The 20,566-nt window shown below is 66.1% G+C and carries 19 protein-coding genes; 7 read left to right on the forward strand and 12 right to left on the reverse strand.

Going from position 1 to position 20,566, the window contains the following annotated elements; all coding sequences use genetic code 11:
• Nucleotides 1-35 precede the first annotated feature (35 nt).
• The 10 genes from HU729_RS15000 to cbiE form a co-directional block, all read right to left on the reverse strand.
• Nucleotides 36-1,403 carry a PepSY domain-containing protein gene (locus HU729_RS15000; protein ID WP_186710784.1) on the reverse strand — a complete coding sequence of 456 codons (1,368 nt, stop codon included), beginning with the start codon at nt 1,401-1,403 and terminating at the stop codon, nt 36-38.
• A 57-nt stretch (nt 1,404-1,460) separates the two neighbouring features.
• Complete coding sequence (locus HU729_RS15005; protein WP_186710785.1) at nt 1,461-3,518, reverse strand: TonB-dependent copper receptor; 2,058 nt, start codon at nt 3,516-3,518, stop codon at nt 1,461-1,463.
• Between the two features lie 67 nt (nt 3,519-3,585).
• Nucleotides 3,586-4,023, reverse strand: a complete 438-nt coding sequence (locus HU729_RS15010) for a DUF2946 domain-containing protein (RefSeq protein WP_186665984.1) — start codon at nt 4,021-4,023, stop codon at nt 3,586-3,588.
• A 19-nt stretch (nt 4,024-4,042) separates the two neighbouring features.
• The gene (locus HU729_RS15015) at nt 4,043-4,525 is read right to left on the reverse strand and encodes a copper chaperone PCu(A)C (protein ID WP_186665986.1); all 483 of its coding nucleotides are present in this window, start codon (nt 4,523-4,525) and stop codon (nt 4,043-4,045) included.
• 44 nt (nt 4,526-4,569) lie between these two features.
• Complete coding sequence (locus tag HU729_RS15020) at nt 4,570-4,956, reverse strand: DUF2946 domain-containing protein (protein WP_186665988.1); 387 nt, start codon at nt 4,954-4,956, stop codon at nt 4,570-4,572.
• Between the two features lie 124 nt (nt 4,957-5,080).
• The gene (locus HU729_RS15025) at nt 5,081-5,935 is read right to left on the reverse strand and encodes an SPFH domain-containing protein (protein ID WP_186665990.1); all 855 of its coding nucleotides are present in this window, start codon (nt 5,933-5,935) and stop codon (nt 5,081-5,083) included.
• Nucleotides 5,936-5,959: 24 nt separating this feature from the next.
• Nucleotides 5,960-6,397, reverse strand: a complete 438-nt coding sequence (locus HU729_RS15030) for an NfeD family protein (RefSeq protein WP_054894581.1) — start codon at nt 6,395-6,397, stop codon at nt 5,960-5,962.
• Between the two features lie 135 nt (nt 6,398-6,532).
• Nucleotides 6,533-7,252, reverse strand: coding sequence for a cobalt-precorrin-6A reductase (locus HU729_RS15035; RefSeq protein ID WP_186665992.1), 720 nt, complete (start codon nt 7,250-7,252; stop codon nt 6,533-6,535).
• Complete coding sequence (locus HU729_RS15040; RefSeq protein WP_186710786.1) at nt 7,249-8,343, reverse strand: cobalt-precorrin-5B (C(1))-methyltransferase; 1,095 nt, start codon at nt 8,341-8,343, stop codon at nt 7,249-7,251. Before HU729_RS15040 ends, HU729_RS15035 begins: the two co-directional genes overlap by 4 nt.
• A complete protein-coding gene (cbiE, locus tag HU729_RS15045) occupies nt 8,336-9,547 on the reverse strand; it encodes a precorrin-6y C5,15-methyltransferase (decarboxylating) subunit CbiE (protein ID WP_186710787.1) in 1,212 nt (403 codons plus the stop codon). Before cbiE ends, HU729_RS15040 begins: the two co-directional genes overlap by 8 nt.
• Nucleotides 9,548-9,729: 182 nt before the next feature.
• Between cbiE and cobG the strand changes: the two genes are divergently transcribed.
• From cobG to HU729_RS15080, 7 genes are all read left to right on the forward strand, one after another.
• Entirely contained in the window at nt 9,730-11,046 is a 1,317-nt protein-coding gene (cobG, locus tag HU729_RS15050; protein WP_186710788.1) for a precorrin-3B synthase, read from the forward strand.
• Nucleotides 11,039-11,665: a precorrin-8X methylmutase gene (locus HU729_RS15055; RefSeq protein WP_054894218.1), complete on the forward strand. Its 627-nt coding sequence runs from the start codon at nt 11,039-11,041 to the stop codon at nt 11,663-11,665. The genes cobG and HU729_RS15055 overlap by 8 nt, the downstream gene beginning before the upstream one ends.
• Nucleotides 11,665-12,396 carry a precorrin-2 C(20)-methyltransferase gene (locus HU729_RS15060; protein ID WP_186710806.1) on the forward strand — a complete coding sequence of 244 codons (732 nt, stop codon included), beginning with the start codon at nt 11,665-11,667 and terminating at the stop codon, nt 12,394-12,396. Before HU729_RS15055 ends, HU729_RS15060 begins: the two co-directional genes overlap by 1 nt.
• Nucleotides 12,384-14,090, forward strand: coding sequence for a precorrin-3B C(17)-methyltransferase (gene cobJ / locus HU729_RS15065; protein ID WP_186710790.1), 1,707 nt, complete (start codon nt 12,384-12,386; stop codon nt 14,088-14,090). The genes HU729_RS15060 and cobJ overlap by 13 nt, the downstream gene beginning before the upstream one ends.
• A gap of 92 nt (nt 14,091-14,182) precedes the next feature.
• The gene (locus HU729_RS15070) at nt 14,183-14,863 is read left to right on the forward strand and encodes a hypothetical protein (RefSeq protein ID WP_186666000.1); all 681 of its coding nucleotides are present in this window, start codon (nt 14,183-14,185) and stop codon (nt 14,861-14,863) included.
• A 60-nt stretch (nt 14,864-14,923) separates the two neighbouring features.
• Entirely contained in the window at nt 14,924-15,604 is a 681-nt protein-coding gene (locus HU729_RS15075; RefSeq protein WP_186710792.1) for a hypothetical protein, read from the forward strand.
• Nucleotides 15,597-16,220: a hypothetical protein gene (locus tag HU729_RS15080; protein ID WP_186710794.1), complete on the forward strand. Its 624-nt coding sequence runs from the start codon at nt 15,597-15,599 to the stop codon at nt 16,218-16,220. Before HU729_RS15075 ends, HU729_RS15080 begins: the two co-directional genes overlap by 8 nt.
• A 14-nt stretch (nt 16,221-16,234) precedes the next feature.
• Here the strand turns inward: HU729_RS15080 and HU729_RS15085 are convergent, their stop codons facing one another.
• Together HU729_RS15085 and purD are read right to left on the reverse strand one after the other, a co-directional pair.
• Nucleotides 16,235-19,006: a hybrid sensor histidine kinase/response regulator gene (locus HU729_RS15085; RefSeq protein ID WP_186666004.1), complete on the reverse strand. Its 2,772-nt coding sequence runs from the start codon at nt 19,004-19,006 to the stop codon at nt 16,235-16,237.
• Between the two features lie 135 nt (nt 19,007-19,141).
• Nucleotides 19,142-20,437, reverse strand: a complete 1,296-nt coding sequence (purD, locus tag HU729_RS15090) for a phosphoribosylamine--glycine ligase (protein WP_186666006.1) — start codon at nt 20,435-20,437, stop codon at nt 19,142-19,144.
• Nucleotides 20,438-20,566 lie beyond the last annotated feature (129 nt).

The following is a 20,566-nucleotide window of genomic DNA, read 5'->3' on the forward strand; positions in this document are numbered from 1 at the left end:
GGGAGCGGGCTTGCCCGCGAAAAGGCCGACGCGATTCAGGCCTGTACCGCGACCCGCCCGCGCCGCACCACCAGGCTGTCCACCACCCACATCACTACCATCGACACCCCTACCAGCGGGAACACGACACCCAGCACCAGCATCACCCCCACGGCAGTCTTCCAGCGCGGCAGGTCATGACGCAGCGGCGGCACGCCAAGCCCGCCTGACGGGCGGCGCTTCCACCACATCACCAGCCCGCTCACCGAGCCCAGCAGGATCATCAGGCACACCAGCAGGATGACGATCTGGTTGAGCGCCCCGAACATCTTGCCCTCGTGCAGCATCACCCCAAGCTCGGTGGCGCGGGCTACCGGGCTGTAGTCGTGCCAGCGCACGTCGGCCAGGACCTTGCCGGTGTACTGGTCAACATGCAGGGTGGCGTCGTTGCGCGGATCGTCGGCGAACACCGCGATGGTGAACACACCTTCAGCGGTACTCGGCGAGGTGATGCTGTAGCCCGGCGCCACGCCGCGGGCGTTGGCCAGGTCCTCGACCTGCTGCAGGGTGATCTGCGGCGCGGCTGGGGCGCTGTGCATGTCGTGATGGCCCATGTGCTCGGCATGCGCGCCGGACACCGGCATCGGCGTGTTTTCCAGGGCCCAGGGCACGGTCTGGCGATGGGCGCTGTTCAGCGCGCCGGCCTGCTGGTCGGATTTCGGTACGTCGTTCCACATCGCCGCCGGGAAACGGTTCCACAGATCGGCGTACTGTTTGCCCCACAGCCCGGTCCAGGTCATGCCGCTGAGCAGCATCAGCAACAGCAGCGCCGAACCCCAGAAGCCGCTGACCGCATGCAGGTCGCGCCACAGCACGCGCCCGCGTGCCGACAGGCGTGGCCACAGTACGCCACGGCTGTTGCGGCCACGTGGCCACCACAGATAAAGCCCGGACACCACCAGCACGATGCCCCAGCCTGCGGCCAGCTCCACCAGCCGATCGCCGACGGTGCCGACCATCAGCTCGCCATGCAGGGCACGGGCGATGGCCTGCAGGTTCTGCTTGCCGTCCTGCGCGCCCAGCACCTTGGCGCTGTACGGGTCGACGAACACGTTCAGTTCGCGGCCGCCGTCATGCACCACGAACTGCGCGCTGCGCTCGGCGTTCAACGGTGGCAGGTACTGGCCGACATGGCCCTGTGGATAAGCCTGGCGCACCTGGGCCAGCAGGGTATCGGCGCTTTGGCGTTGCTGGCCGGCCTCGACCACCATCAGGTCGCGGTACATCCACGGGTCGAGCTGCGGCTTGAACAGGTAGATGATCCCGGTGATCGCCAGCAGGATCATGAAGGGTGCGACGAACAGCCCGGCATAGAAATGCCAGCGCCAGGCCAGGTTGTAGAAGGATTGCTTTGGTTTGCTCATGGAGCCTCCCGTTCGACCAGGTGGGGCGCGGTCAGGCCCGCGCCCCGGTTGTTATTGTCAGAAGCTGAAATCGACCTTGGTCCAGAAGGTCCTGCCCGGCTCGTTGACCGGCTGCGGGTCTGCCGCCGGATAGCCGAACCCGGCGTTCCCGGCCAGGTTCAAGTGCTCGGCGTAGGCCTTGTCGAACAGGTTGTCGACGCCCGCGCTGAGCTTGAGGTTGTGGTTGACCTTGTAGGCACCGTTGAGCGAGAACACGCCGAAACCGCCGCTCTTCTCGTAGTCCTTGCCCACCACGTTGCCCTGGTTCTCGGCGATGCGGTTCTGCGCCGCGACCAGCCGCCACAGCGCACCGACGCTCCAGGTATCGCGGCTGTAGCTCAGGCCCAGGCGGCTTTCCAGCGGGGGCATCTGCGGCAGGGCCTTGCCGTCGCTGCTGTTCTTGCCCCAGGCGTAGGCCAGCGTGGCGTCGGCCTTCCAGTTCTCGTCCAGCTTGTAGGCCGCGCCCAGCTCGCCACCCATGATGCGGGCGTCGATGTTCTGCGCCTGGGTGCTGCTCATGCCCATCATGCTGCGGTAGTCGAACAGGATGTAGTCGCGGATCTGCCCGACGTAGCCGGAGGCCCAGGCCTGCAGGCGTTCGTCCTGGTACTGGATGCCGAAGTCGAGCTGGGTGGTCTTCTCTGGCTTGATGCTGTCGAAGGCATTGACCGAGCCACGCGGGCCGTTGGTTGGCGAGAACAGCTCCCAGTAGTCGGGGAAGCGCTGGGCGTGGCCCAGGCCGATATAGCTGGTGGCCGGGATCGACGCCAGGTCATGCTCGTAGCGGATGAAGCCGCTGGGCAGGGTATCGGCGCGGGTGTCGCCGTTGGTGGCACTGGCCTGGCGGAAGTCGCGGGCCGAGGCGCGGTCCAGGCGCGCGCCGCTGATCAGGCGATCCTCGCCGGTGGCGTACCAGGTCAGCTCGCTGAACACGCCGTAGTTATGGAAGTCGGCGTCCTTGGTCCAGGGCTGGCCCTTGTGCGCATCGACGCCCATGCCGCCGCGTTTGCGGTGTTCGTTGGTCTGCGCGTCGATGCCGCTGATCAACTGCACGTCGGCCCAGCGCCAGGTCGCCTTGATGCGTGCGCCGAGGGTACGGCGATCGACATTGCTGACCATGGGCATGCCCATCATGCCGCTGCCCGAGGGCGTGCGCAGGCTGTAGTTGTCCATCACGTGGTCGGCGTAGTTGTAGTAGACCTGCGCCTCGACCTTGTCGAGCACCTCGCCGAGGTTGGACTTTTCAAAGCGCAGGCCCAGGCTTTCGCGCTTGAACTGCGAGCCGTCCATGCCGCGCCCGGCGTAGCGCGCCTCGCCATCGCCCTTACCGGCGGTGAGTTCGAGCAGGGTGTCGGTATCCGGGGTCCAGCCGAGGGTCACGTCGCCGTTCCATTTGTCCCAGCGCGACGGCACGGTATCGCCGTTGCCGTCCTTGTAGTCATCCGAGCGCGATTGGTTGCCGACGAAGCGCGCGTAGGCCTGGCTGTTGCCGGCGGCGGCGTCGAGCACCTTGTCGAAGCGGCCGTTGGAGCCGGCGAGCAGGCTGGCGTTGACCCGGCTGCCGAGGGTGCCGAATTTCTCCGGCTCGCGCTCGAAGAGGATGGTGCCAGCCGAACCGCCGGGGCCCCAGATCACGCTTTGCGGGCCTTTGATCACGGTCAGGCGGTCGTAGGTTTCCGGCGAGATGTACGAGGTCGGGGCGTCCATGCGGTTGGGGCAGGCGCCGAGCATCACGCCGCCGTTGGTGAGGATGTTCAGGCGCGAGCCGAACATGCCGCGCAGCACCGGGTCGCCGTTGGTGCCGCCGGAGCGGATGGCGGAAAAGCCGGGGATGGTCTTGAGGTAGTCGGCGCCGTCGCTGGCCGGCACCGGCTGGCGGGGATCCTTGGGGTTGGTGACCACGGTCAGCGGCGAGCTGGGCGCGATGGCGGTGATCACCGTCGGGCTCAGTTCCGGGGTGTCATGGCCTTCGTGGCCAGGCTCGACGGCGAGTGCCAGCGGGCTCAGCAGCGAGCCGCAGAGCATGGCGAGGGTCCCATGGCGGGACAGGGCAGAAACAGGGGTGCAGCCGGACATAATGATTCCAGTCGATCAGTCATGAGTAAGCGCGAAGCCTCCTGGCTTCGGGCGTTAAACGGGGTGGTCAGACGTTGATCGACGCAGGTGGGGCGCGGCTGCGGGCACCGGGAAACACCGCTTGCAGGGCATGGCCCTGGCGGGTCGGGTAGGTGGTGAGGGTGGACGGGATGGCGCTGGCGAGGCTGAGTGGGCTGAGGGTCTGGGGCAGGGCGGGGCAGTTGAACAGCAGGCTGCAATAGCCGCATTTCTCCCAGTCCGCGTGTAGCTGGCCATCGTTGCCGTGGCCGTGGTGGTCTTGCCCGGCATGCGAATGCCCCGAGGCCATGGGCATGTCCATGGCCATGCTCATGTTCATGCCGGCGTGGTGATCCATCGGCATCGACTGGGAAACCAGTGGGCCGATGAAGATCATCCACATGGCGAACAGGCTCAGCCAGCCGCCACCGACGCGTCTGCGATCAGGGCGGGTGCTGCGGGCTGTGCTGTTGCGCGGCAAGCTCATGACGAGCGCCTGTCAGCGGTCAGTGCGCGTGTTCGTGTCCTGCCTGATCGGCGGGCGGCTGCTTCTGCACAGCGACCTCGACGGTGATGTCACCGGCTTTCTCGAAGTGCAGGGTGAGCGGGAAGCGCTTGCCGTCAGTGAGCAGGCTGCGGTCCTTGGGCTGCATCAGCATCACGTGGTAGGCGCTGGGGGCGAAGGTCAGGTCCTTGCCTGCGGGCACAACCACACTCTGCACCTGCTGCATCTTCATGGCACCGGCGGCGGTCTTGATGTGTTCGTGCAACTGGGCGTCATCGCTGACGGGGCTGTCGACGCTCAACAGGCGGTCGTCGACCTTACCGTTGTTGTGAACGATGAAATAGGCCGCGACATTGGGCGCGTTGGGTGGCAGCTCCAGCGACCAGGGATGGGCGATATGCAGGTCGCCGACACTGTATTCGTGGGCGCTGGCGAAGGCGCTGGGCAGCAGCAGGGTGGCCAGGATGAGGGCTTGCTTGAGCATGGTGGGTCTCCGGTCTGTACGGGTTCAGGAAGAGCGTCTTGAACTCAGGCCAGTGGAGAGGCTCGCGGATTGAGCGCCGGCCAGAGCTGGCGCGGCGTGGACTGGTGCGTGGCGAGTGGCGGCGCCTGGCCGAAGCGCAGTTGCGGCGGGTTGTGCAGTTGCGCTGCGTGGCTGGCCAGGGCGAGCACAGGCGAGGCACCCGAGCAGCACCAGCAGTGCTGCATGTTGGAGTGGTCGTCCTGTTGGCCCAGGTCGATCTTGGCCAGGGCCTGGACATCGAGCTTGGCCTTGCCCGCGCCAGTCGAGCAGAAGGCACCCCACAGCAGCTGCTCGGCCGGGCCCTTGGGCACGGCGCAAGACAGCGGCATGGCCAGCAGGTTGAACAGCACTGCAAGGCAGGCTATCCAGGCGATGTGCCGACGTGGGGTCATGGAGAGATCCGGTCAGGAATCAGGTGGCTATTGTACGGCGGAGTATAGGTAAAAATGCGGGGGTGCGGTGAAGTGCCGCAGCTGTCGGCCCCCCGACTTGCCCGCGAAGCAGTCACCGCCGGTATCAGGCCTTGCCGCGCCCCAGCAGGCCGCGCACTGTCTCCTGCAGGTCCGCTGGCAACACTACGACTTTCGAATTGTCGCTCCCGGCGAGGTTTTCCATCGCGCCGATGTAGCGCTCACCCAGCAGGTACATGGCCGGGGTGGTCTCATTGCCCACCGCTTCACGCACCAGCGAAATCGCCCGGGCCGAGGCTTCGGCCAGGTTGATCTGTGCCTCGGCATCGAGCTTGGCTGACTGCAGGCGCGCCTCGGCTTCGAGAATCGCCGCCTGCTTGGCGCCTTCGGCACGGGTTACGTCAGCTTTACGCTCACGCTCGGCCGCAGCCTGGCGCTCCATGGCCACCTGCATGTTCTCCGACGGTTTGATGTCCTGGATCTCCACCGAACGCACGGTCACGCCCCAGTCTTCGGTCTGTTCGGACATCGCCTCGCGCAGGCGCGCCTTGATCTGCTCGCGGCTCGACAACGCTTCGTCGAGGTCCATGGCGCCGACGATGGCGCGCAGCGAAGTCATGGTCAGGCTGGTGACCGCGAAGGAGAAGTCCTGCACGCCGTACGAGGCCTTCTGCGGGTCGACCACCTTGGCAAAGCACAGGGCGTTGGCGACGATCACCGCGTTGTCGCGGGTGATGATTTCCTGTTGCTGCACGTCGAGGATGATGTCCTTGGTCGGCAGGCGGTAGGCGATCACGTCCATGTAGGGGATGACGATGTTCAAGCCGGGTTTGAGCGTGGTGTGGTAACGGCCCAGGCGTTCGACGATCCATTCCTCGCCCTGGGGCACGATGCGCACCCCCTTGAACAGGGTGATTAGGACGAACAGGGCGATGGCGGCGACGACGATGAGGCTGGTCATTTCAAGCTTCCTTTCAAGACAGGTTCAGGGGCGGGTAACCCGCGCGGTGTTGCCTTCGATGGCTGCCAGGCGAACGCGCTCGCCGGCGGGGATGTCGCTGTCGGCGACGCAGGTCCATTCTTCGTTGCCGAGGATGGGCTTCTGGAAGCGCACCCGGCCTTTCTGGAACTGCGACACGCTGGCGGTCAGCAGGCCGACTTCACCGATCACGCTGTCTGCAGTCCAGCGTACGTCCGGCTTCTTGCGCCGGAACAGCTTGAACCACAGCAGGGTGGTGAGGGAGGAGAATGCCACCCATAGCAGCACCTGCATGTCCAGTTGCAGTGCAGGGGCGGCCAGGGCAATCAGCGACACCAGGATGGCGCCGATGCCGAACCAGAGGATGAAGAAGGTTGGCAGGACCAGTTCGAGCAGGACCAGGGCGATGCCGAAGACGAGCCAGATCCACCATTGCATTTCCATATGGGCAGGGCCTTGCGGTGAGGGAGGCTGAAGTCTAAGGCAGGGGGGACTGGAAGACTATTCCGAGCTGGATGATGAATGTGTCGGAAATGGCTGGGGCTGCTGCGCAGCTCCCGCGCGAGCCGAGCCTGCTGCTCACATCGACAAGGCTTCGCGCAGTTGCGCCACCGATCCGAACAGCCGATTCACCTCCGGCAGCTCAGGGCGCTTCAACACCAGCACCGGCACCCCGCGCTCGCGCGCCACTTCAAGCTTCGGCTCGGTCGCGGCGCTGCCACTGTTCTTGCTCACCAGCACATCGATCTGGCGCCGTTCGAACAGCGCCCGCTCATCCTCGAGGTGGAACGGGCCACGGGCACCGATCACCTCGCAGCGATCATTGCCCGGGCAGGCTTCCAGGGCGCGCAAGGTCCAGAACTGGTGGGGCGGAATGTCTTCGAGATGTTGCAGCGGCTCGCGCCCCAGGGTGAACAACGGGCGCTTGAAAGGCGCCAGTGCGTCGATCAACTCATCCCAGCCCTCGACCTCGCGCCAGTCGTCACCCGGCTGCGGTTGCCAGGCGGGGCGACGCAAGGCCCAGCAGGGAATGCCCGCCGCCTTCGCCGCCTGCGCGGCATTGGCGCTGATCTGTGCGGCATAGGGGTGGGTGGCGTCGATCAGCAGCGCGATCCGTTCGCGTTGCAGGTAGTCGGCCAGGCCGTCGGCCCCGCCGTAACCGCCCACCCGCACCTGACAGGCCAGATCCTGCGGGATGCGGCCGATACCGGCGAGGCTGTAGACATGCTCAGGCCCCAGCAACCGGGCGATGGCCAGCGCCTCGGTGACGCCGCCCAGCAGCAGGATACGGCCGGTCATTGCACACCTGCCTTGCCGACGACACCGCCCTGACGGTCGATGGCGAATACCTCGACCTGCACCTGTGCAGGCACCACGCTGCGGGCGAATGTCAGGGCGTGGGCGCAGACGCTATCGCCCAGGGCGATACCGGCGGCATGGGCGAGCGCCAGTGCCTGTTGGCTGGTGTTGGCACCGATGATCGCCGCCTGCAGCGCGGGGTCCGCGCCGATATCCGCGGCCCAGCCTGCCAGTTGCGGCAGGTCGATGCTCGAATGACGGCTGTGCAGGTCCATGTGGCCGGCGGCCAGCTTGCTGATCTTGCCGAAACCGCCACACAGGGTCAGGCGCGGTACCGGCACTTTGCGCAGGTGCTTGAGCACCGCGCCGACGAAGTCGCCCATCTCGATCAGGGCGATCTCCGGCAGCCCGTAGACCCGGCGCATGGTGTCTTCGCTGGCGTTGCCAGTGCAGGCGGCGATGTGGGTGTAGCCGTTGGTGTGGGCCACGTCGATGCCCTGGTGGATCGAGGCGATGTAGGCCGAGCAGGAAAATGGCCGGACGATACCGCTGGTGCCGAGGATCGACAGCCCGCCGAGAATGCCCAGCCGCGGGTTCATGGTCTTGAGCGCAAGCTCCGCGCCACCCTGCACATTTACCGTGACCTCGAATCCGCCCGCGTAGGCGCAGTCGCCTGCCAGTCGCTGCAGGTGCTCGCTGATCATCCGCCGCGGCACGGGGTTGATCGCCGGTTCCCCGACTGCCAGTACCAGGCCGGGGCGCGTCACCGTGCCCACGCCTTGCCCGGCTACGAAGCGCACGCCCGGCTCGTCGGTCAGGCGTACCTGGCTGTAGAGCAGGGCACCGTGGGTCACGTCGGGATCGTCGCCTGCGTCTTTCAAGGTGCCGGCCTCGGCGCGCTCGCCGTCTCGGCGGCAGAATTCAAGGCGCATCTGCACCTGCTTGCCCTTGGGCAGGGTGATCTGCACGGCGTCGTTGGACTGGCCGGTGAGCAGCAACTGCGCTGCCGCCAGGCTGGTGGCGGTGGCACAACTGCCGGTGGTCAGGCCACTGCGAAGTGGCGCGGGCTGTTCGCGGGTTTCTTCACGCATCGAAGGGCTTCACCACCTCGAGCAGCGTGATCGGCAGGGCCTGGCGCCAGGTGTCGAAACTGCCTAGGGCCTGGGCCTGGGCTACATGGATGCGGGTCAGTTCGCCGCCGTGTCGCTCACGGAAATGCGCCAGGGCCAGTTCGCTCTGCAAGGTCACGGCATTGGCCACCAGCCGCCCTCCAGGGCGCAGGCGCTCCCAGCACAAGGGCAGTACGCCTTCGCCGGTGACGCCGCCGCCGATGAAAATGGCGTCGGGGCGTTCGAGACCGGCCAGGGCTTGCGGTGCCTTGCCGCGGATCAGTTGCAGGCCAGGAACGCCGAGTCGGTCGCGGTTGAATTCGATGAATGCCTGGCGACCTTCGTCGGCCTCGATGGCCAGTGCGCGGCAGCTGGGGTGGGCGCGCATCCATTCGATACCGATCGAGCCGCATCCGGCGCCGACATCCCACAGCAGTTCGCCGGGTTGAGGCGCCAGGCGTGCCAGGGTGATGGCGCGCACGTCGCGTTTGGTCAACTGGCCGTCGTGGCGAAAGGCGCTGTCGGGCAGGCCGCTGATCGGCGACAGGCGCGGGCTGTCCGGCGCTGCCTGGCATTCGATGGCGACCAGGTTCAGTGCTGCGGCCTGGGCGTGGGGCCAGTCTTCTGCGCTGCCATTCAGGTGCTTCTCATCGGGGCCGCCCAAGTGTTCGAACACCTGCATCCGGCTCGGGCCGAAGCCGCGTTCACGCAACAATTGCGCAATGGCTGCAGGGCTGTCGCCGTCATTGCTCAGCACCAGCAGGCGCACACCGCTGTAGAGCTGGGCATTGAGCGCCGCCAGCGGCCGCGCGACCACTGACACCACCTGCACGTCCTGCAACGGCCAGCCCAGGCGCGCGGCGGCCAGGGCGCAGGAGGAGGGCATCGACAGCACCTGCATCTGTTCGGCCGGGACCTGGCGCGCAAGGCTTGCGCCAACGCCGTAGAACATCGGGTCGCCGCTGGCCAGCACGCACACGGGCTCGCCGGACAAGGCCAGCACAGGGGCGAGGGAGAACGGGCTGGACCACGTCAGGCGCTCGCCGACCACGCAGCGTGGCAGCAGGGCGAGCTGACGCGGGCTGCCGAAGATACGTGCAGCAGACAGCAGCGCGCGCCGGGCCTGCTTGCCCAGGCCGCTGAAGCCGTCTTCGCCGATGCCTACTACTGTCAGCCAGGGGGTCATCTGATCATTTCCGTCGTGTTGGGAATCGTGTCGCCTTTTTCGCGGGCAAGTCGCAGCGGCGAAAAGGACGACACGGTCCTGAAGCATTGCTCGACCATCGGCTTTTCATGCCGTCGGACAAAGCAGGCATAATACCGCGCCTTCTACACTGAAGCGCGTCTTCACGATTGCCGGATACCCCCTTGAAGCCACCCCACACACCTGCCGTTTCGCCCCGCCCCTCGGCTTGCCCGGGGTTGTGGCGCATCGTCGCGGCGCGAGATGGCGGCATTTGCCGGATCAAACTGCCCGGCGGCCTGCTGCTGGCCGAGCAGGCCGAGGCGGTGGCCGAGGCTGCCGAGCGCTTCGCCGGTGGAGTGATCGAGGCGACCAACCGCGCCAATTTGCAGATCCGCGGTATCGGCGACGACCACCTGGCGCTGGTCGGGCACCTGCTCGATGCTGGCCTGGGTCCGCGCGAGGCGGCCGGTGACGATGTCCGCAACCTGATGCTCAGCCCGCTGGCCGGTGTCGATCCGGCGATGTTGATCGACATTCGGCCGCTGGCCGGACAGATCCTGCACCTGCTGGAAACCACCCCGCGCCTGCATGAGTTGTCGGCCAAGTTCGCCGTGCAGCTCGACGCTGACGAGTCCCTGGCGATGCTCGCGCACCCCCATGACCTGTGGTTGTCGGCGCTGCTGCTCGACCGGCAGGTGTGGCTGGCCTTCGGGCTGGCGGGCTGCCCGGGCGATGGCGCAACCCTTGGCGCCGTACCGCTGGACCAGGGAGTGGCATTGGTGCGGGCAGTGCTGGAGCGCTTCCTCGATCTTGCCACGCCCGAGCAGACACGGATGCGCCAGTTGCTGCAGACCTGCCCGGTGCAGGATTTCGTCGAAGGGCTGGGGCTGCCGATTCGTCGTGACAGCGCTGTGCGCCAATGGCGGCGAGCGCCCGCCAAGCCGCGCTGGCTCGGTGTGTTGGCCCAGCGTGAGGGCAGTGCGTTCGGCGTGGCACCGCCGCTGGGGCGCTTGACGCCCGCCATGCTGCGCGGCCTGGCCAGGCTTGCGCGCGAGGCCGGTGATGGCAGCCTGCGCCTCACGCCCTGGCAGAGCCTGGTGCTGCCGAACTTCGACCCATCGCTGCTCGGGCAGGCCCAGGCCGAAACGAAGGCGCTGGGCATGATCAACGACGTCTTGCAGCCACTTGCACGCATCAGCGCTTGCACCGGTTCCAGCGGTTGCGCCAAGGGCCAGTCCGACACCAAGGCCGATGCGCAGTTGATCGCTGGGCTGCTGCACCATGGCGCCCCGGCCAGTGTGCACCTGACGGCTTGCCCGCGTTCCTGTGCCGTGGCCCATGTCGCCCCGGCCACCCTGCTGGCCCGTGCCCCGGGCCGTTATGACCTTTATCTTCGCGATGCGCGCCTGCCGGGTTTCGGCCGACTGCGGGCATCCGACCTTACCCCAGAAGAAGCAGGCGCCATGCTCGACCTGCCGACGGAGCACCTTGATGATTGACTACATCCGCGATGGTCAGGAGATCTATCGCAATTCCTTCCGCATCATTCGCGAGGAGGCTCGCCTGGAGCGGATTCCGGCCGATCTGGAAAAGCTCGCCGTGCGAGTGATCCACGCCTGCGGCATGGTCGAGGCGATCGACGGCCTGCAGTTTTCCGAAGGCGCCGGAACGGCGGGGCGCCAGGCCCTGGCCAAGGGCGCACCGATCCTCTGCGACGCGCACATGGTTGCCGAAGGCATCACCCGCGCGCGCCTGCCGGCCGACAACCCGGTCATCTGCACCCTGCGTGACCCCAGCGTGCCGGGCTTGGCCAAGGACGCCGGCAACACCCGCTCGGCGGTGGCCCTGGAGCTGTGGCGCCCGCATCTGGAGGGCAGCGTGGTGGTGATCGGCAATGCCCCGACCGCGCTGTTCTACTTGCTGGAAATGCTCGACGCGGGTGCGCCCAAGCCTGCGTTGATCCTCGGCTTCCCGGTAGGCTTCGTCGGCGCTGCCGAGTCCAAGGCGATGTTGGCCGCCGACAGCCGTGGTGTGCCGTTCGTCATCATGCAGGGGCGCCTGGGCGGTAGCGCCATGGCCGCCGCGGCTGTCAATGCCCTCGCCACGGAGGTGGAATGATGCAGCCTCGCGGACGTCTGCTCGGACTGGGGGTCGGCCCCGGCGATCCGGAACTGATCACGGTCAAGGCCCTGCGCCTGCTGCGCGAAGCGCCGGTGGTGGCGTATTTCGTGGCCAAGGGCAAGCGCGGCAATGCCTTCGGTATCATCGAGGCGCATCTGCAGGCGCAGCAGACCCTGCTGCCACTGGTGTATCCGGTCACCACCGAGGTGCTGCCGGCACCACTGTCGTACGAGCAGGTGATCAGCGACTTCTACGACGAAGCCAGCGTGCAGGTGGCCGAACACCTGGATGCCGGTCGTGATGTGGCGGTGATCTGCGAAGGCGATCCGTTCTTCTACGGCTCCTACATGTACCTGCACGATCGCCTGGCCCAGCGCTACGAGGCCGAGGTGATCCCGGGCGTGTGCTCGATGCTCGGCGGGGCTTCCGTGCTCGGTGCGCCGCTGGTCTACCGCAACCAGACGCTGACCGTGCTCTCCGGTGTACTGCCCCACGAAGAGCTCAAGCGCCGCCTGGCCGACGCCGACGCCGCCGTGATCATGAAGCTTGGGCGCAACTTCCCCAAGGTACGCGAGGTGCTCGCCGAGCTGGGCCTGGACCAGCGCGCGCTGTACGTGGAGCGTGCAACCATGGCCAACCAGAAGATCGTCGCGCTGGACGCGGTCGATCCGCAGTCTTCGCCGTATTTCTCGCTGATCGTCGTACCGGGTGAAAAATGGCAGGGATGAACAGCGACAAGGCACCGGCCATCGTCATTCTCGGCCCTGGCAGCCTGGCCACCGCCCAGCGTATCCAGCAGCGTTATCCACAGGCGCGGATTCACGGCCTGAGCGGCCGGGTCGAGGGCGTCGAGCACGGCTACGAATCCTTCGGCGACACGCTGCGTGGGCTGTACCGCGAAGGTGTGCCGATCATCGCCCTGTGCGCGGCCGGGATCGTCATTCGTACTTTGGCGCCCCTGCTCGACGAGAAGGGCGCCGAGCCGCCGGTGCTGGCGGTGGCGGAGGACGGCAGCGCCGTGGTGCCGCTGCTGGGCGGCCTGAGCGGGGTCAATGTCATGGCCCGGCAGATTGGCGAAGTGCTGGGTGTGGCGGCGGCCATCACCACCAGCGGCGAGCTGCGTTTCGGCACCTGCCTGCTCAATCCGCCGGCAGGCTACGCCTTGGCAGATCTGGAGCAGGGCAAGCGCTTCGTCTCTGACCTGCTGGCCGGCGAGCGCGTGCGCATCGAAGGTACGGCGCCCTGGCTGGCCCAGGCGCAGTTGCCCGAAGACGCCGCGGCCCGACGCAGTATTCATGTCGGCTGCCAGGCGCGCCCGGCCAGCCGCGACGAGTTGCTGATCCATGCGCGCTCGGTACTGGTGGCTGTGCAGGCCGGGCAGGCCGATCTGCCTGCCCGTGTGCGTGACGCTTTGGCTGCGGCGAACATCGCCGACGCATCGCTGGCGTGCTTGCTGGCTGGTGACGATGCGCTGGCCGAGCCCGCCGTGCACGACGCCGCCCGAAGCCTGGGTGTGCCCCTGCGATTCGCGGCGCAGGGCGGCAGCCTGGTCGAGATGGCTGGACAGGCGCTTGCGGGCGCGCAACTGATCGAACAGGGTGAGGTGGTCATCGCTGTAGCGCCGGCGCCGATCGACCCGTTGCAGGTCGGACGTGCGCGCGGTCGCCTGGCTGTGATCGGCCTGGGCCCGGGGGCTGCGGAGTTCATGGTGCCGGCAGTCAAGGCCGAACTGGCCCGCGCCAACGATGTACTGGGCTACGAAACCTATGTGCGGATGGCCGGCCCCTTCCGCGCCGATCAGGTGCTGCACTGCACCGACAACCGCGAGGAGATGCAGCGTGCGCGTCACGCCTTCGAGCTTGCAGCGCAGGGGCGCTCGGTGGTGGTGGTCTCTTCGGGCGATCCTGGCGTGTTCGCCATGGCGGCTGCGGTGCTCGAGGCGCTGCATGAATCGAGCGATCCGGCCTGGCATCGCGTCGACCTGCAGATCCTGCCCGGCGTTTCCGCCTCCCTGGCCACCGCGGCCCAGGCCGGTGCACCGTTGGGGCACGATTTCTGCGTGATGTCGCTGTCGGACAACCTCAAGCCCTGGTCGATCATCGAGAAGCGCCTGGACCTGGCGGCGCAGGCCGACCTGGTGCTGGCGTTCTACAACCCGATCTCCCGCGCCCGGCCTTGGCAACTGGGGCAGGCCCTGGAGATCGTGCGCCGTCATCGGGATGGGCAGACCCCTGTCGTCCTGGGGCGCGACATCGGCAGGCCGGGGCAGAGCCTGAACGTCGTCTCGCTCTGCGAGTTGCTGCCTGAGATGGTCGATATGCGCACCATGGTGCTGGTCGGCTCCAGTACGACCACCGTGTTCAAGCATGCCGATGGCGCGCAGTGGGTCTATACCCCGCGCTGGTATCCCCCGCACCGCTGACCTTATTGGAACTCCTTCAGTCCGCCAGGCCGAGCTGGCGCTGGCTAACGTGGTCGCCCCTGGTGTTCAGGGGCAACCCAAAGGAGTTTCAGATGAGCGATGATAAACAAGTCACCACCACCGACGCTGGCCTGCTGGTCGAGGGCAACTTGCTGGCCTGTGGTGCAGGCATGACGGCACAGAGCCGCCGCGACGTGAAGAACGCGTTCCACTTCGCCACCCTTGCCGCGGACAAGGCGCTGGATATCGAGGAAAACGGCAAGGCCTGGTACGACAAGTTCCTCGATGCGATGCGTGACCTGGGCTTCACCACCCCCCACCGCAGCTTCGAACTGGAAACCTCCTCGCAGTTGAGCGTCACGCTGGGCGCGGTGGGCGTGCGTATCATCGGTGCAGCCGGCACTGCACTGCTGGGCGGCACGAAGCTGGGCGCACTGGCCAAGCGGGCGTTCGACAAGCTGACCGACGTCGAAAAAGACACCCGCATCATCCATCACAAGAAAAAGAGCAAGGCCAGGGGCGTGGTCGGGATGGCGGCTTGCCTGGAAACCGAGCAAGGCGATGTGGTCATGGTGATGAGCTGTGTGCGTTCGACGGAGCCGAACCTGGATGAAGATGTACTGGGGGTGCAGTTCCAGCTCGAGAAGTCCGAGTACTACGCCGGCCAAGCGGTGCTGACGCTGAACAACTTCGTCTACGAGAAAGTGCGGGCCACGGTGGAGGAGAAGCTCGGCGTGCGCAGTGTCGAGAACATTCTGCAGTACGACATCTGATCAAGGGCGCGGGCTTGCGAGCACCGCGCTTTTTAGTTTCTACAGACCGGAAAACCTGCCATGACCTATGCAGATCACACGCTGATCCTGATTGGCCAGACCGTGTTGCTCGTGCCGCCAGGCATCGAGGTGCAGCAGCGCGAGGATGCCCTGGATTCACTGCACTACTGTCAGTTGCTGGCCAACAAGCACGCTGGCTCCTGCTTCGACGATCCCGACGCTTGGGCGGTTGCCTATCGCCAGGGTTTCGAGTCACTGAACTGGATCAGGTTCGTCAGCGCGCATGATTGGATCGCCCTTGGACCAGGGGCTGCCCGCAACGAGGAGACGCCGCTCTTGAACTGGTTGAAGCAGCGCAAGATCGATGTCGATGCGGTACTGGCCACGTTGTCGAAGGCACTGACGGGCGTGCCTGAGGGCCTGGACCATCTGCTGCGTTTCGCCGTGCGCAACGAGGCCGATACGGGCGAGCTGCACATCGAGTTCGGGCTGCTCGGTGCCGGGCCGATTCTCGACCTGTGCAGCGTGTCGCTGCGCTGCGAGCACCCGATCACCCGGGAGACGCTGGCCGCCGCTGCACAGCGTACGCAGCTGCAGGGCGAGCTGGCGGTACGGGCGCTGTCGCTGAACCTGAGCAAGCAGCACTTTGCTTCGCAGCGCTCGGACCTGCACAACTTGATACTCGACAAGGAACGCGAGAAGCCTCGTCGACTGACGCTGGGAGTGATGACACATGAATGAAGCCAATGCTGCTGTGATTGGGGCGGGCGTCGTCTCGTTCCTGCCGGGCTTGTCGCTGGCGCAGAAAGACAAGGTGAAACTGGCCCTGGCGTTGGCCGAGCGGGCCACACAGACGGCCTTCGACGAAGGGTTGGTGCAGGATTGGTTCGCCTACTACCGCAACCAGTTGAAGTTCATGGGCTGGGATGCAGTGTCTGCCGAGCAGGTCCACTGGCCGGATGCGGGGCGCGCCGAACAGGTCGACAAAGTCCTTGCGCTGATCACCAAGACCGCGGGGGAGCGATTCGCCAGCAATGTGGAAATGTCGTTGCAGCGCCTGCGCAACAGCCCAGAGACGCTCGCCACCTTGGAGAAGAACGCACGCGAGCGAGGGCACTTCCAGTTACTCCCTTGCGCTCCGGCCGGGCAGAACCGGGTCGATATGGTGCTGTATCACGAGGTCGATACTCAGGATGCCTGGCGCGCGGGCTTCATCACCCGCAAGCGCAGCATGAAGAACGTGCGCGCCGAGCTTGTACGGTTCAACATCCTGGCTTTCGAGAACAGCTACCTGTCCAAGGTGCACCAGCGGGTCGTGGAGGTATCCCTGAAGCGGATACACGACTACGACATTTGAGGGGGGCTGGGTGATCAGGGCGTGTGGAGGGGGCCGGTGGCCGCTTCGCGCTGGTTCGCCCAGAACTGGATCAGTTCGCGCAACTGCGACAGTTCCACCGGCTTGGCCATGTGCCCGTCCATGCCGGCCAGGCGTGCACGTTCCTTGTGCTCGCTGAGGATATGCGCGGTCAGTGCCACCACCGGGGTGCGCTGGCGCTGATTGGCCGCTTCCCAGTCACGCAGGCGCTGGGTCGCGGAGAACCCATCGAGAATCGGCATTTCGCAGTCCATGAGCACCAGGTCGTAGCGCTGCGCTTTCATGGCCTCGAAGGCCTCTTCGCCGTTGCTGGCCGTGTCGGGCTCGAGGTTGAGCTTGCCGAGCATGCCGCGGATCACCTTGGTCGAGATGCTGTTGTCTTCGGCGACCAGGATACGGAAGTCGGCGGGCAGGTCCAGCGGCGCCGGCGCGCCACCGAGGGCAGCAATGATCGCCGGCTCGCGGCCACGCTGGCTCAGTTCCTCGGCCAGGGTGGTCTTGAGCGTGTAGCCGGCCACCGGCTTGGCCAGGATGCGTTTGACCCCGGCATTGCGGGCGATGATCTTGCTGGGCGCGTTGCTGATGCCGGTCAGCATGATCACCAGGATGTCGTGGTTCAGGCTCGGGTCTTCCTTGATCTTGGCAGCCAGTTGCATGCCGGTCATTCCGGGCATGTTCTGATCGAGCAGCACGGCATCGAAGTAGTCGCGCAGGTGCGCCTTGGTGCGCAGCAGCGCCAGGGCTTCCTTGCCGGAGGGCACCGCACTGACGTTCATGCCCCAGGCGCTGCACTGTTGTACCAGCACCTTGCGGCAGGTGTCGTTATCGTCCACCACCAGCACCCGGGCATCGCGCAGCGGGCCGTCGAGATCGGCGGGCGGTTGTTCCAGGCGAAGCGGATCGAGCGGCAGTGTCAGCCACAGCGTATTGCCCAGGCTGGTGCTGGTCTTGATACCGAATTCGCCGTGCATCAGGCCGATCAACTGCTTGGCGATCACCAGGCCCAGATGGCCGCCGAGCTTGTTGCTGGAGAGGAAGTGGTGGCTGTGCAGCTCGGCCTGCAGCAAAGCCTCGCGCTCGGCGCTGGCCATCGGTTCGCCGCTGTCCTGCACGGCGATACGCAGGCGCGGAGCGTCACCGCGCTGGTCGAGGGCCACCACCAGCAGGATTTCGCCCTGGTCGGTGTTCTTCAGGGCATTGTCCAGCAGGCTCGACAGCGCCTGGCGCAACCGCGTCGGATCACCGCTGATCACGCGTGGCACCTGTGGCTGGGTGAAGCTGATCAGCTCGATGTTCTGCTGTTCGGCCTTGGCCCGGAAGATGTTCAGACAGTCTTCGATCAGTGCGTTGAGGTCGAACTGCACATCATCCAACTCGATCTGCCGCGACTCGAGCTTGGAGATGTCGAGGATTTCGTTGATCAGTGTGAGCAGCTCGTTGCCGGCACTGTGGATGGTTTGCACGTAGTCGCGTTGCTTGACCGACAACGGCGTGCCCAGCAGCAGCTCGGTCATGCCCAGCACGCCGTTCATCGGCGTGCGGATCTCGTGGCTGATCTTGGCCAGGAACTCGGCCTTGGCGTTGATCTCGGCGTCGCTGGCGGCGAGGGCACGGCTGGCACGCACGCGCTCCTCGTTGATCTTGCGCAGGCGCTCGCTGACCGCAAGGTTCAGCAACAGGCCGCTGACCACGGTCAGTCCCATCAGGATGACCAGCAGCCATGGGGTGGGGGTGCGTGTCAGACCGAGCAGCGCAGGCAGCAGGACCAGGCCGCCGAGGTTGAACACCAGCATGGCCAGGGTGAACAGGCGTGCGGGGTTGTAGCCCTTGTACCAGTAGTACGTACTGGCCAGGAGCATGCTCAGGCTGCCGAGGGCCAGCAGGGTGTAGGTGGTCAGGTTCAGCGGCAGGCTGTCGATGAACAGCAGGAGCAGGCCGCTGAGGGCGGCGATCAGCATTTCTGCCTGCAGGATGCGGGTGAGCCGCAACGAGGCGCAGGGCGAGAAGAAGCGCTGGGTGAAATACAGCCCGCAGAGCCCCGCCAGGACCAGCGTGAGGTAGGCGGCAGGCGTTTGCGCGCTGTGCCACAGGTGCCACCACGGGCCGCAGAGGTTGAGCAGGATCAAGGCGCTGAGCAGCATCAGCGCGTGGTAGAGCGCCAGTACCAGGGTGGTGCTGGAGCGCGTGTAGAAGAAGCGGATCAGGTTGTGCAGGATCAGCATCACCAGGCCGCCGAACAGCAGGCCGAACAGCAGCGGCTGGCGTTGGTCGATGGCCGCGCTGGCCGCCGATTCCAGAGAGATTGCCGGGCGTAACTGGTGTTCGGAGACCAGACGCACGTAAATATCCAGCGGTTGCGTGGCGTTGGGCAGTGGCAGAACGTGATCGCTGCCGCGCAGGGTAGGGCTGGCATTGCCCAGTTGTCGGCCATGGTGCAACTGGCGCAGTAGCGTGCCGCCGTCGAGGGCGTAGAGGTCCAGGCGCGACAGGTCGGGGGCGAAGATGCGCAGCAGGCGTTCCTGGTCGGCGGGCTCGAGGCGGTAGTGCAGCCACAGGGCCTGGTCGGGCAGGGCGGCATCCAGCGCGTCCAGTTGCAATGGGCTGAACTGGTTGCGGTAGCGGTCGGAGCGTACGTCGGAGAGCTGCAGGCTTGCCTGTTCATCGAGCAGCACAGACCACCCGCCGCCTTGTTCGGCTGCAGCCGGAAGCAGGCAGAGCAGGGTCAGCAAGCTGACGATCAGGGCAGTGGCAATCCGAAGCCGACGCACGACGAGATCCTTTCTTGGCTGATAAGCCGGATAACAACTATGCGCGGCGTGCCGCGCCAAAGGCAAGGCCCCGATGGGGCCCTGTCGACGAGCCGCAGGCCGCGCGCCATGGCGCTGCGACCTGCGGGCCGCAGTTTACTGCTGGTGCTCACCGCGCTCGCGGGCGATGGCCCGGTAGCCGATGTCGGTGCGGTAGAAGCTACCGTTCCAGCTGACTTCCTTGGCCAGGCGGTAGGCCTGCTGCTGTGCATCGGCAACGGTGCTGCCCATGGCGGTGGCACACAGGACACGTCCGCCGTTGGTGGTCACCTGGCCATCCTTGAGCGCAGTACCGGCGTGGAACACCTTGCCTTCGATCTTGGCCGCAGCGTCCAGGCCGTTGATCAGGTCGCCCTTGGCGTAGTCGCCCGGGTAACCGCCAGCGGCCAGCACCACGCCCAGGCTCGGGCGCGGGTCCCACTGCGCTTCGACCTTGTCCAGGGCCTTGGCGAATGCGGCCTCGACCAACAGCACCAGGCTCGACTCCAGGCGCAGCATGACCGGTTGTGTCTCGGGGTCGCCGAAGCGGCAGTTGAACTCGATGACCTTCGGATTGCCTGCCTTGTCGATCATCAGGCCCGCATAGAGGAAGCCGGTGTAGACGTTGCCTTCCTCGGCCATGCCGCGCACGGTCGGCCAGATCACCTGGTCCATCACGCGCTGGTGCACCTCGGCGGTGACCACCGGGGCTGGCGAGTAGGCGCCCATGCCACCGGTGTTCGGGCCGGTATCTTTATCGCCGACACGTTTGTGGTCCTGGCTGGTGGCCATCGGCAGCACGTTGTGGCCATCGACCATGACGATGAAGCTGGCTTCCTCGCCGTCGAGGAACTCTTCGATCACCACGCGCGAACCGGCCTCACCGAAGGCGTTGCCGGCGAGCATGTCGCGCACGGCGTCTTCGGCTTCCTGCAGGGTCATGGCAACGATCACGCCCTTGCCTGCGGCCAGGCCGTCGGCCTTGATCACGATCGGTGCGCCTTTCTCGCGCAGGTAGGCCAGCGCCGGCTCGATCTCGGTGAAGTTCTGGTAGTCGGCGGTCGGGATCTTGTGGCGAGCCAGGAAATCCTTGGTGAAGGCCTTGGAACCTTCGAGCTGGGCCGCGCCCTTGGTCGGACCGAAGCAGTCCAGGCCACGGCTGCGGAACAGGTCGACCACACCGATGACCAGCGGCGCTTCAGGGCCGACGATGGTCAGGTCGACGTTCTTCTCGGCGAAATCGGCCAGTTGCTCCAGGGCGCAGACGTCGATGGCGACGTTCTCGCATTTGGCTTCGATGGCAGTACCGGCGTTGCCCGGGGCCACGAAGACTTTTTCGACGCGGGGGTCCTGGGCGACTTTCCAGGCCAGGGCGTGTTCACGACCGCCGCTGCCGATGATCAAAACTTTCATGTCAAAACCTCTGTCTAGCGGTGATCCCCGATCCTGTGGGAGCGGGTTTACCCGCGAATGCGGCGGTGAATCCAGCATCGCATTCGCGGGTAAACCCGCTCCCACAGGGGCCGGCGATCAGCCTGTCAT

Origin of the sequence: Pseudomonas sp. RW10S2, from assembly GCF_014268985.1 — a bacterium.
GTDB lineage: Bacteria > Pseudomonadota > Gammaproteobacteria > Pseudomonadales > Pseudomonadaceae > Aquipseudomonas > Aquipseudomonas wayambapalatensis.